Origin of the sequence: Bacillus thuringiensis (assembly GCF_001595725.1) — a bacterium.
Classification (GTDB): Bacteria; Bacillota; Bacilli; order Bacillales; family Bacillaceae_G; genus Bacillus_A; species Bacillus_A thuringiensis_K.
In genome coordinates this window covers 954,626-967,722 of record NZ_CP014282.1, presented here as the reverse complement: position 1 = coordinate 967,722, position 13,097 = coordinate 954,626, and the positions used below count along the sequence as shown (strand labels likewise).

Genomic DNA, 13,097 nt, shown 5'->3' with positions numbered 1-13,097 from the left:
ATTCTTTTTTTATGCTAAATAAAACATTATGTTAATCATAATAATGTTCAGTACCTAAATGTAAATCTACTACTGCAGCAAGTGACTGTAGTTGCGGACTAGCTTCTGAACGGTGGACAATTCCACTATCGTAAAAAGTCTTGTAAAGTCCAGTTTGGAACGAAATGATGGGAATGTTCATATTCATACAGTTATAAATTTCTATATAGTAATTTATAACTGTATCGGACTCAATAACAACAATATATTCATTGTTTTTTTCAAATTCTATAATGGCATATTTGTTACCCCTTATCCGTACATACTCTTCTATACGTTCCCCAATTGAATAAACCATCTCCTGTAACATTTTTTCCCTCCAATGCTTTTAATTTTAGTGAAACCACACATTAATTACTTTAACTATTAAATTCCACAAAATTTTCCTCTTATACATGTGTACCTGGATAAATAATTCAATGAAATACAGGATAAGTGAATCATCTGTAGTCCCATTATGTACCGAGATTATTAGTAAGAATTTAATGTTTTTCTCTAAAATAATACAATGTATGATTTCAAATACATCATATAATTATTTCAAAATAACTTTTAAAAAACTAACTATCCACTATTATAGTTAAAAAAAGATATTGATAGCCTAGTTAATTAGGTTAACGACATCCCAATCACTATCTAGTTTTCAATTTAGCCTTTTGGGTTTGCTATATTAAAATTTTTACCACAAATGTAAATTTATTTAAACAAGTTTTTTTAGGATACTATCGTTTTTCAAAAATTTTCTGAATATAAAGAAAAATATTAGAATCCTATCATATATCATGTTCTGTATCTAAAAAACTACTTTAATTTTAGTATTAGCATAGAGGTATTATTAAGAAATTTTTAAAAATAAAGTTCTCAAATTAAAAAATTGTGTACATATCTCATAAATTTTTCTCAATATTAAAAACGAAGTGATTTCCATATAATGAAAAATGTATATTTACGAATATATATATTTCGAATTAAATAAAGTTTATTGACTAACAAGATAAAGATAAAAAAGAATGCCCATATATCTATCAATGGACATTCTTACAAATTAAATACTCATAATTGAATTTTATTTTTTTTACGGTGCCGCTGAACTTTTGCAATGGTGCCACATGATCTACCTTTAGGTTCAGATGCATACATTCCACACCAACGTTTACTTGCATTGCGAGAATTATCATAAAAAACCCAACGACAGTCTGGACAGGCTTTAAGCCGTTTCCACTGATTTTTTGCAATACTTTCGATGATAATTATCAATATCTCACTAAAAAAGTCTTGTTTATTTTTAGGATTATATTGAATATTTTCAGGATTAACAATAGATATTTCTATAGGGTACTGAGTTAACCATTTATTTAAACTATTAGTTGTATTTAACTCTATTGATATTCGTAAATCCTTACGAAATTGATGCAGTATCTCTAAATCTCTAGAAAAATGTATATCTCCAAAATACTTAAAAATAAAATCCTCTACATCTTTTTTGGTATTCAAACGATCAGTTGGTTTACGAGTATCATTGGGAATTTCCCAAGTATTTAAGAAATCACGAATGATCTCTAATCTTCCTGGAGCTATTTGATTATTAATCAATACCACTCACCTCATAATTTTTAGGATTGACTTTATTATACAACTGTTGATAACATAATAAAAGATAGTTGTTAACCACTAAAATAAATAGATGGTTAATAAATATCTTTCTATATTCCCAAGTGCTTGAAAGGTGGTGATTATTACCGTTGTAGTAGGTAATTATGTTCAGTGTAATAAAAAGAACGTTTTAGTGAAAAATGCGAACATAAAAAGCTGTCTATCAAGATTACTCTATATAAACAGTCCTACATATTATCATTTACTATAAATTTACTTTTTATTAAAAAAATCAAACCTGTTTTGTTTCGGTGTATTGTTTGCATTGATAACAATTTAATTTTATTAAACAATATTAAGGAGGTTCTACAATGGAAATCAGTTTCACTTCAAATACACAAAAAATACCTACTAATTTAAATAAATCACCAAAACTTATTATTGGTAACGTAGGGGCCGAATCTTTAGTTGGTGAGCCTGATAAATTAACTGAAAAGGCTGGATCAATGTGGTCATCATTTTCTTATCGCTTAGCTTGGTTACTTGAAAAGGGTGATATTTTACTAATACCTAGAGAAATCTCTAATGATTTTTTAACTTATATACTATCCATTAAAGGATTACAACTGGATGACATACATGTAATAGTACCTGAAAGTGTACATAAAAAAGATTTATTAACTTATGAGACTTTAAATAGCCCTAAATTAAAAGAAAAACTCTTAGGTCTAATGGGAGGAGCTGATTGGGAAGTTATACCTTATTTTTTTGACAGGTCTGTGGCTCAATTAGTAAAAAACTTACCAGTTAAAATTAAATCTCATACTTTGGATTATTTTCGACAAGGTGGATCAGAAGTTTTAAATAGTAAGATTGAATATCGTAGAATTGCGGGAGCATATAATATTCCTGTGCCAGAGGGAATAAATTGTTATACATCAAAAGAATTGAATCAGGCTATGAGAGAACTTATTGATATAACAGGGTCAATAATTGTAAAACAAGACACGAATGCAAGTGGTCAAGGCAACATTGTCATTACATATGATAAGAGAACTGAATCACCTGGTGCATACAAAACATTATGTATTAATCAAGAATCCGAATTAGAAGAAATATATTCAGGCATTTGGATGCAATTGATAGGTGAATTAAATACTAAATTAGTAGTTGAAGCTTATTACGAAACATTTTCAGTGTTCTATGCTGAACTAGAAGTTAAAGAAGGTGTCCTTAGACCTTATTTGTTGAATTTTGGAGATATGAGAATGGAGCCAGTATGGAATGGATTTGAAATACCAACCGTATCATTAAGACCATACGCTATAGGTGAATTTATTTCTAATTGTACAAAACTTACTGAAGTTGTTATGCAAAGAGGGTATATTGGATTGATAAATATTGACGGTATTTTAACTAGTGATGGAAAAATCATGATTTCCGAGATTAATGGACGTACAGGCGGCTCTACCCATGTACATGTCGTTGCTCATCATTTATACGGAGATAATTATGGAGATAATTACACAATTTTGACTCAAAATAAAGTTAGTATAGGTAACAAAACATTTGGTGAATTGTTGAAAGAACTTGAAGTAAATAGTTTATTAGCTTCAAAGAATAAAGAGGGTGTCGTTCTTTTAAATGATGAAAATCAAAGCAAATCTATCGAATATATGATTATAGGTGAGACAAGAGAAAAAGCTTATGATTTAGAAAAATCTTTCAGGGCATTTTTAAGTGAATTTATTATTTAATATCTATAGAGGAGCGTATTTCAATGAGTACATTCAGCCTTTCAAAATCATCCGTCTTAAAACCGAATATTTCCAAATCATATCCTATTGTAAAGTATGGAAAAGGAGTTTACATATATGATCAAGAGAATAAGAAATATTTAGATGGCTGCTCTGGAGCGATAGTGGCTAATATTGGTCATGGTGTAAAAGAAATTGCAGAAATTGCATACAATCAGCTCTCAAAAATTGCGTTTACATATAGAACACAATTTACTAATTCGCCTTTAGAAGAGCTAGGTAATAAAATTACGCAACTCTCCCCCAATCTCAATCATATCTTTTTTTCTAATAGTGGATCAGAAGCAACTGAAACGGCATTACGTTTAGCTATTCAATATTGGCAAGAACTTGGAAAAGCAAAAAAAAACATAATATTATCAAGAAAGATTAGTTATCATGGAGTAACTTTAGGTGCCCTTTCGATGTCGGGGAGTGATCGTAGAATAAAATTTGAAGATATTCTAACTTATAAACCAGCTATTCCAACACCATACTGTTATAGATGCCCTTTCTCTAAGGATCCTGAAACTTGTAATTTAGAATGTGCAACCGCTATAGAGTCTGTAATTAAAGAAATGGGAAGCGAGAATATTGCTGGGATTATCATGGAACCTGTTGTAGGAGCATCAGGTGGAGCGATTACACCATCTGAGAGCTACTTTAAGATAGTTAAAAAAATATGTGATAAGTACGATATCCTGCTAATATGTGACGAAGTGATGACGGGTTTAGGTCGAACTGGAGAGTGGTTTGGAATCAACAACTGGAATGTTGAGCCAGATATTATTGCTCTTGGTAAAGGGATGAGTGCAGGCTATACCCCAATTTCAGGTGTTTTGTTTAATCAAAAAATTTATGATGCAATACATGCTGGTTCTGGAATAGCAGTATATGGGCACACATACAGTGGAAACCCAGGTTCTGCTGCCATTTCATTAGGGGTATTAAACTATATTGAGTCTAACGATCTTATAACAAATGTTCGTAAAAACGAAGCAATTATAAGAAAAAACCTAAATGAATTAAAGAATAGATTTGAATTTATTGGCGATGTAAGAGGCATAGGTTTACTTTGGGGGGTAGAATTAGTCTCCAATAAAGAAAAACGAAGTCCTTTCCCACGGAATCTTAATATTGCAGATATTATTGTAGATATTGCTTTAGAAAAAGGACTATTAATATATCCTGTTAAAAATATGATTAACTATTCAGAGGGTGATGCTTTCTTAATAGCTCCCCCATTTACTATCACAGAAAATGAATTAGAGGAATTATTTAATATATTGACAGATTCATTATTAAGTTTAGAGCAGCACATATTAAAGGTAGAGAAAAAATAATAGAAATAAATCTGAGCGACATTGAAATTAAATACATTTAAAAATTCCATATTTAACCTACTATTTTATACGTGTTCCAGTTCCATGTGGATTGAGACAAAGATGGTGGTAAATCTAATACACAAAAAAATTAACTCTCTAAATAGGAGGAATTAGATTATGAACTTTCAAGTTGATTCTTTAGGAAAATATGAATATGTAGTTCAAGAAAAGGACTTAGCAAACAACTGGGAAAATGACGTAGAAGTATTAGCAACCCCCGTTTTACTCTGGTTAGCAGAAGTATCTTGTATGGATGCTATTAAAAACCAAATTGAAGAAAATTATATGTCTTTAGGGCTAGGTCATTATGAAATGAAGCATTTGGCCCCATCTCTTTATAATGAGAAAGTAACAATTCATTCAAAATTAATTAAAGTTGATAAAAATAAATTGCTTTTTGAAGTTGAGGCATTCGATGAAAGTAATAAAATATTAAGTGGTTTTCATGAAAGAGCTGTAGTAAAAAAAGAAAAATTCTCAAAAAAATTAGAAGAAAAAAGAGAGGCAATCAAAGTCAATGGTTAGCGAAAAAATTCCTGTTCCCATCAAGATTTTGCTTACAGCTGTTTTATTTATGAATACAGGAAGTTTTATGATAATGCCTTTTTTAGCAATACATTTAACTAATGATCTCCACTTCTCTTCTTGGGAAGTGGGGACCATTTTAACTACAATTCTTATTTCACAAAGAGGGTTGCCAATATTCACTGGTTTTATAGGTGACCGAGTAAGCCATACAATAAATATTCTTCTAGGAGTTGTAATAAGAGCGGTAGGATTTGGATTATTTGTTTTTGCTAGTGATTTTTGGTCAGTAAGTATCGCCTCATTTTTTATTGGTTTTGGAGGAGCATTATTTGATCCATCTATTACTGCTTTCTTTACTACTCAAAAAGAGGCGCTACGAAAGAAAATATTTACTTATTTTAACCAAATGCTTAATGCAGGCGTAATTGTGGGGCCTTTAGTTGGGGCCTTATTAGTTCAATTTGATCCAGTATATCCATTTACGATTGCAAGTATCGCTATGCTACTTTTAGCATTTGTTCTTTTTGTATATCGTAATAAGTATCCTAAGACGTTTAAAGATACTAAAAAAATATTGGCAAGCTTAAAGGATACAGCTTCAAATAAGTTATTTTTACTATTTATGTGTATTATGCCTTTATTTTGGATTATGTTTGTTCAATTAAATATTTCTTTTCCAGTCAAAGCATACAATTTAACTGACAATAAACAATTAGTAAGTTCTATTTTTATTTTAAATGGTGTTTCCGGATTATTATTAATGTTCTTATTAAGAAAAATATTTATTAGTAAGCATCCCTTGATTATGGTAAAACTAGGCGTTTTGATTATGGGACTCTCAATTGGTGCTATTCCACTAATTTCATCAATTTATTGGATGTTATTTTGTATATTTCTTTATACTCTTGGAGAAACACTTGCCCTTCCAGGTGCTGAAATGACTGTTGCTCAGTTTAGTAACAATAAACCTGCAGGCTTATTTTTCGGTATTTTCCAAGCCTTTTGGGCCTTTGGAGGCACTATTGGTAACTATCTTGGAGCTTGGTTAAATAAATTTAATCACATATCGATCTACTGGTTAATATTTTTAGCGATTGGAATTCTAGCTTCTCTATTGTTCCATATAGTTCATCAAAAGATGGAACAACCTATTTCTTCTTCTAAAAAACATAATATGAGTATTTAAATATAGTTAATCAAAGGAAATCAGTGCTTCAAAACCTTGAAGTACTGTGTTTTTAGAATAACAGATCATTCAGTACCCTTACCACTTTTAGTTTACTATAAAATAAGTATGTATATCAAAATGATTTAATAATCCATACAATTAACAAGAATGACGTAGATACAATAGACATAAGATTCAAATTTTATAAGTAAGTTACCTAAACGATAGACTTTCAATAAAAACTATCTTTTTAAAAATACAGCTCATAATAAGTTATTTTTTCCTTTGTTATAATAAACAAAATTCGTTAATTGCATCAATTCATTCACCAGTTATTCAACAACTGTCTGGTAAAAAAAGAAAAGGTATAATGTCAGCTATATCCTTTGGTTCCCTCAACCTATTATCGGTCGATAAACCTTCAGTATGTTTCTGACTGGCTTTATTTTCAAATATCTCAGTATTCAATTCTATATTAATTACACATTGAATTATTCTCTTTATATATTTTACGTATCTGTTCCCTTTGAACCCTACTATTATAGGGTTCCTTTTTTTATAATCATATATTTATTAATTAACTTATCAATTTCCTGACTTAAATGGAGGACTTTCGTATGACTAAAGCAAAGTTTATTTACCAGTTCTACTAATTCTAATTTTCTATTAGATCATTTAACTTCGCTGTCATAAAGTCGTTAGAAAAATCTTTCAATGCATTCTTCATTACATTTAATTCTTATTGTGATTTAATTTCAATACTGTTTAAGAAATCAAATACTTTTGATTGTTCCTCCGCAACAAAGTTTTGTGTCATATAATCATCTTGGAAGTCTTTCTTCGCCTTTTCTTTTACTTTATTCATTGCCTCTGTTTTGTTTATGCTTTTCATTGGATTTTCGAATGCTCCAGTAGGTTGTTCCGTTTTTGGCTCTTCTTTCTTTTCCGGCTGCTGCGCTACTTGTTGCTCTTTTTTCGCTAACTCATCTTTTAACTTCTTCACTTGCTCATCAAGAGATTTTTTTTCAGTTTCTAACACACTCATATCACCTTTCAACTTTTGCGTTTCTTCAAAATGTTCATCTACTAATTTATTATATTCTTTCTCAGAGTACATTTTTTCACTGGTTGATGTCGTTTTCTCTTTCGTAACAACTACATTAATAATTACAAATAAGGCTACAATTCCTATTAACGCAGCGAAAATCTTATTTTTATTCATGATTAATCCTCCAAAATGTAAAATTTCAAAAATTATCATAACAGACCAAATCCCTTTCACTTGGCACATTCTGTCGAATTAATACAATAAAAAAAGCATCTAAAACAGATGCTTTTTTTCATTCTTAATACGTAAACGTAATCGTCACTAAAGAATATCCTTCTTTCGCATTGTAAGGCTCCGCTTTATAAGAAACTCGATTTGCCCCTTGCGGATAACCGATTTCCCCAATTGCCTTTTTCACATCTTGCAGTGCACCGTTCATTGATTGCTTATAAAGTACTTCTATCTTTTCTGGCTTTGTACTATAGCGCTGCTGCATTTTATTTTTTAATTCAGTATAGTTATTTGCGATATATTCATTTCCTAAATAATTTAACTTTGTATCTTTTAATATTTGCTGATATGCAGGCGTTTTCGTACTACCTGCCGCAATTTTATTTGTCAGTGTACTATAATAATTTGTTGTAGCTTGCGGGTAGTCTCCGCGGTTCCACTCATGATTTTTTGCGATTTGTTCATCTGATAAATTGAAATACGAATACGTTACGCGGCCCTGCTCATCTGGAACCGGATCATCGAATGTTGTATCAAGATGATACCATTTGTTTTCGATTTTCACTAAATTCCAAGCATGGGGTTGTCCGTCCCCAGTTCCTGTCACGAAATGATTTTCAATTCCTGCTTCTTTTAATAATTGATAGGTTAATAGTGCGTAACCTTGGCAAACTGCAGAACGATTTACAAGTGCTTCATATGCTGTGTAAGCTTTATAAGACGTATCATAAGAAACATGTTTTACTACATAATCATGAATCGCCTTCACTTTTTCGTGATCATCCATTCCAACTTGAGTAATAGAAGAAACGATTGCTTTCGCTTGTTTCATGACATATTCCGTCTGTTCTTTCGTTTCACGATATGTAATCTTAAGCGTAAACGTATAATTTCCAGGTGATCCAGAAAGTCCATATGAAACATTCGATCTATTATTATTTGTATACTCATTTTTACTTGCAACTTCTTTATATGCGTTAAAGAGTGTATTCATCACTTCTTCTGTATTATTATTTTTCGTTTTATATGGAAGTGTAATATTCGTTTCATACATATTAATACGCTTTTGTACTTCCTCTTTAAACCCTGTTAATAATGCCGCATCTCCTGTATCTTTCACATTAGCATTTTTATATTTTAAAGTTTTATATAAAAATTGCGCATACTGTTCACGTGTTACTGTACCATACGGTTCAAAATTTCCGTCTCCTGTGCCATCTGCGATTCCATTTGACTGCACTGCACTAATTGCGTTTTCTGCCCAAAACGGATTTGGAACATCTTTAAAGGTATGTTTTTGTTTTGCCGCAAGATGGAAAGCATTTGTAAGAATTTGTGCCATTTCCGCACGACTCACAGAAGCTTTCGGTCTAAATTGGCCATTTTCATCACCTTTAAAAACTCCTAAATTTGTTAAAGTTAATACCTCTTCTGGGAACATTGTAGAACTTTGATTAATATCACCGTAAGGATTTTTAAACGTAGACCCATCCTTTAATACGAAACGAGTTCCATCATTACTAAACGAACCGCCTTGTTTATTCGGTACTAACACTCGATAAATTAAAGCCGCAACTTGCTCCCTTGTCGCAACATCTCCAAAACCAAATATCCCATTTCCATAACCGGAAATAATATTCTTACTCGCTAAATCTTTAATTGCAGGATATGACCAATGTGATGTCGGCACATCAGAAAAAACACCCACTTCAGCAGCTTTCACATCACTGCCATTTGTATATAACAACGCACCACCAATAAGTGATAATGATGTAATTGATTTTAATAATTTTGTATACATAATGTCTTCTCCCAATACGTTCTCTATTTTTGTTGGTTTATGTCGAAAAATCTAAAAATATGACAAAATATATTATACAATTAAAAGTTTTTGAGGGATATATTGAATTTTAAAATATGCAAAAATTCATATTAATATATTTTTCCGTATTAATATTATGTTGTTTCGCTTGTGAATATATATAAGTAGTCAAGTCAACACAAATAATAAAAAGACAGCTATCCATAGATAACTGTCTTTTTATTGAATCCAATTTAATTATTTTGAAAATCTAGCATACCCCAAGAAGTGCTTTTGAGTGTATGAACTATTTATCTTACTTTTAATTACACCTGTTGTTTCGTCAGCAGCATGAATATATTCACCATTCCCTAAATATATTCCTAAATGAGAAGGACCCGCTTTATATGTATTCTGTAAGAATACTAAATCTCCTGGTTGAGGATCACTTATTTTTGTAACCATTCCCCAATATCCAGCTACGCTTGTTCTTCCAATATTGTATCCATTATTTTTAAATACATAATAAATAAAACCGCTACAATCAAATGAATTAGGTCCACTATTTCCAAATACATATGGTTTTCCTAATTGTTTTAAAGCAAGATCAACCACTCCAGAATTACCAGAATCTGTTTGGTTAAGATTAATCTACTTGTCGCCTTCCCATGTTTTAATCTTCAACCATCCACTAGTTGTCCCATCTATTATTCTAAAATTCTGCGGACTATATAATGCTCCAGCGTTTGCTTTTGCTGAACTAAATGAAGGTTCATTATATGCATAGAATGATTTATTTATAAATCTTTCTTCTCCATCTAGATTCAGCCATTTCTCGCCTTCCCATGTTTTAACCTTTAACCATCCACTAGTTGTCCCATCCACAACTCTAAAATTCTGCGGATTATATAATGCTCCAGCATTTGCTTTTGCTGCATTAAATGAAGCTTCGTTATACGCATAGAATGATTTGTTTATGAATCTTTCTTCTCCATCTGGATTGATCCACTTATAACCTTCATAAGTACTTACTTTCATCCAGCCATTTTCTTTTTTTTCTACTACTCCCCAATTTTGTGGGTTAAATGGTGCTCCATAATTTGCTTTCTTTGCATTAAATGAAGGCTCATTATATGCATAAATCGTTTTGTTGACGGTAATTTGTTCAGCCGCAGGATTCATCCACTTGTCGCCTTCCCACGTCTTAAATTTAAGCCAACCATCTGTTGTTCCATCTACTATTCTAAATGTTTGTCGTCCGTACTTCGCTCCAGCATTCGCAACCTTTGATGAGAGAGAAGGTTCATCATATGCATAGAAATCTCCCATGACACGTTCTTCCCCATTTAAGTTAATCCAAACTGGACCTTCCCATGTTTCAATCTTCCACCAGCCATTATCTCTTTTTTCCACGACTCCTACATTTTGAGCACCATACTCTGACCCACCATTTGTTTTAGCTGAATTAAAAGATGGCTCCTTATACCCATAGAATGATTGATTCACATATTCTGAACTACTAGCAGCGTGAGTTACTATACTAAATGTAGAAATAGATAGAATGAGAATCAATAGCAATGATACGCCTTTTTTAAACATATAAACTTTTCACCTCTTCCTTTTTTTAACAATATATTACCATAAGTACATTAACATAAATTTCTTTATTTATCTATAATTTACCATATTAATCGACAAATAATTTAGATTATTATATTTCTTTTAAACCCTCTCCATTCAAGGCATGATTGGGTTAAATGTAATATGAAATACAAGATATGCAATATTGCATATCTTGTATTTTGTATATTAAATTATCAATTTATTCCTTTCTTATACATCAGTATCTAATTTTTGCTAGTTGCTCTTCTTTTTAAAATAACTATTTTGTTCAATTTTTTGATACATTTACGAAACATTTCTCTGTTATCTTCATTAAGTTCTTTTCTTTTTATAATGTCGTGCGAGATATACCAACACAGGAAGCCCTAGCCCCCTAATCCTAGAGCTTCTTTTTTAATAAGGATTTTATGTATTTTATTATTCCCACCAACTTTCTAAATTTTATATTCAATATATAATTATACTAAATTTATAATATATTAATGGAACGTCACGTGTTTCAAATACAACATTTTTTGATGACCTTTAATACATAAAATGTTGTTATCAAGTCGGAGTAAAACACCTTTGGGTGTCTTTTCTTTTGTACATTATATTCATTAGGGCTCATTTATTTTTTACAAAACCCACCCTTTTGCTTCCGACGACGATGAGGAGTGGTTTTTTTGTTATCTTTTTCTAAAATTTGTTTCCTAAAAACATACGCAGAAACTCTACGTACAATGGTTTTCACAAATTCTTTTAGAAGTTCAAACAAAACTCCATTAGAGATAGTTTTATTAAATTTTTCACTACTAGCCACAAAAATATCTTATAATCTTTATATAATAAATTAATGTATTAGGGGTAGATAAAATGCCAGTTACACTCGAACTTATTCTTTTCATTCTTATAGCAATTAGTGCTGTTGGCTATTTAATAAAAGAATTTCAAAAAACTAGGAAACGAACACTTGGAATTTCACTAGAATTTTTAGTTCTTTTCTGGTCAATATGGAGAATATCAACTCTCATAATCTAATTTATAAAACATGAATTCCTTCGAATGAAGTGAAACTTTAATCAGTGGGAGTTTTATTCATCCCCCACTGATTATTAGTTAAACCAATCGGGATTTTACGGGATAAATTTACCAGTATTTTTACCACATCATTCATGTTAAAATCCCTTGTGAGTACGACATAACTCGACCTTATGAAGCTCCGCAGCTTTTATCGCGGAGCTTTTTTTATTTAAAATAACTTTTTTGTTCATTTTTTTGATACATTTACGAAACATTCATATGTTACGTTATATAAGTCCTTTTTTAAATCATATTCATTCTAGCAAAAAGTCCTAGTCCCCCTAGGACTTTTTGCATTCAAATAATGAGTTGTCTTTTTTCTCAATAACTGAAACTATTTAAGGTGGTAAAATAATAATTGGACTGGCATCCAATACCATATTACAATGGAGCAAATCTCAAGAAGGCACCTTAGGGTGTCTTTTTTATAGAGAATCAGTTTAAAAACTAAAAATAAAGGAACCTCAATAAATGAGGTTCAAAAAATCTACTATTTTAAATTACCTTCGTAAAAAGCAACTCCATTTTGAACATGTTTTAAATACCACGTAATCGTCCCGCCACAAACATTTTCATTAAAACTATTAGCATATACTCCATTTGAGTAATAAAGAGTTCTTTTGAATTTCCCATTAGAATACTCATAAGGAATTGAGCATGTTGCTTGCTTCGGAGAGCTCACAGCTTTTTGTGTATCAGCTGAAGCTGCACCAATTCCTCCTGTTAATGCAATACCTGTTGCTAACGCTCCTACTACTAATTTCTTGAACATAATAAATCCCCCTTTAATAGTTTTTATTGATTACAACTTAAATGTATCACT

Annotated in this window: 10 protein-coding genes and 2 pseudogenes; 4 read left to right on the top strand and 8 right to left on the bottom strand. The window is 31.0% G+C overall.

Annotated features, from left to right (window positions below; genetic code table 11):
• Positions 1-31: 31 nt before the first annotated feature.
• Together AXW78_RS04885 and AXW78_RS04880 are read right to left on the bottom strand one after the other, a co-directional pair.
• Positions 32-349 carry a hypothetical protein gene (locus tag AXW78_RS04885; protein ID WP_000938787.1) on the bottom strand — a complete coding sequence of 106 codons (318 nt, stop codon included), beginning with the start codon at positions 347-349 and terminating at the stop codon, positions 32-34.
• A gap of 743 nt (positions 350-1,092) precedes the next feature.
• On the bottom strand, positions 1,093-1,632 hold the full coding sequence (locus tag AXW78_RS04880) for a CGNR zinc finger domain-containing protein (protein ID WP_000609507.1): 540 nt from the start codon (positions 1,630-1,632) through the stop codon (positions 1,093-1,095).
• A 371-nt stretch (positions 1,633-2,003) separates the two neighbouring features.
• On the opposite strand from AXW78_RS04880, the gene AXW78_RS04875 reads away from it, so the two are divergent.
• The 4 genes from AXW78_RS04875 (at position 2,004) to AXW78_RS04860 (ending at position 6,527) form a co-directional block, all read left to right on the top strand.
• Complete coding sequence (locus AXW78_RS04875; protein WP_000406132.1) at positions 2,004-3,389, top strand: preATP grasp domain-containing protein; 1,386 nt, start codon at positions 2,004-2,006, stop codon at positions 3,387-3,389.
• Positions 3,390-3,412: 23 nt separating this feature from the next.
• Positions 3,413-4,771 carry an aspartate aminotransferase family protein gene (locus AXW78_RS04870; RefSeq protein WP_000102998.1) on the top strand — a complete coding sequence of 453 codons (1,359 nt, stop codon included), beginning with the start codon at positions 3,413-3,415 and terminating at the stop codon, positions 4,769-4,771.
• Positions 4,772-4,930: 159 nt separating this feature from the next.
• Positions 4,931-5,338 (top strand): thioesterase family protein, encoded by a 408-nt coding sequence (locus AXW78_RS04865; RefSeq protein WP_001011131.1) that lies wholly within the window; start codon positions 4,931-4,933, stop codon positions 5,336-5,338.
• Positions 5,331-6,527, top strand: coding sequence for an MDR family MFS transporter (locus AXW78_RS04860; RefSeq protein WP_000253211.1), 1,197 nt, complete (start codon positions 5,331-5,333; stop codon positions 6,525-6,527). The genes AXW78_RS04865 and AXW78_RS04860 overlap by 8 nt, the downstream gene beginning before the upstream one ends.
• A gap of 521 nt (positions 6,528-7,048) precedes the next feature.
• Here the strand turns inward: AXW78_RS04860 and AXW78_RS31685 are convergent.
• The 6 genes and pseudogenes from AXW78_RS31685 to AXW78_RS04835 all read right to left on the bottom strand — a co-directional run bounded on the left by AXW78_RS31685 (position 7,049) and on the right by AXW78_RS04835 (position 13,046).
• Complete coding sequence (locus tag AXW78_RS31685) at positions 7,049-7,153, bottom strand: aspartyl-phosphate phosphatase Spo0E family protein (protein ID WP_074594354.1); 105 nt, start codon at positions 7,151-7,153, stop codon at positions 7,049-7,051.
• 11 nt (positions 7,154-7,164) lie between these two features.
• A pseudogene (locus AXW78_RS04855) lies at positions 7,165-7,731 on the bottom strand (hypothetical protein).
• Positions 7,732-7,855: 124 nt separating this feature from the next.
• Positions 7,856-9,589: an S-layer homology domain-containing protein gene (locus tag AXW78_RS04850; RefSeq protein WP_000288173.1), complete on the bottom strand. Its 1,734-nt coding sequence runs from the start codon at positions 9,587-9,589 to the stop codon at positions 7,856-7,858.
• 258 nt (positions 9,590-9,847) lie between these two features.
• Positions 9,848-11,188: pseudogene (locus tag AXW78_RS04845) on the bottom strand (C40 family peptidase).
• 634 nt (positions 11,189-11,822) lie between these two features.
• Complete coding sequence (locus AXW78_RS04840) at positions 11,823-12,014, bottom strand: hypothetical protein (RefSeq protein ID WP_000168408.1); 192 nt, start codon at positions 12,012-12,014, stop codon at positions 11,823-11,825.
• A 750-nt stretch (positions 12,015-12,764) separates the two neighbouring features.
• Positions 12,765-13,046, bottom strand: coding sequence for an LCI fold-containing protein (locus AXW78_RS04835; RefSeq protein ID WP_000473814.1), 282 nt, complete (start codon positions 13,044-13,046; stop codon positions 12,765-12,767).
• Positions 13,047-13,097 lie beyond the last annotated feature (51 nt).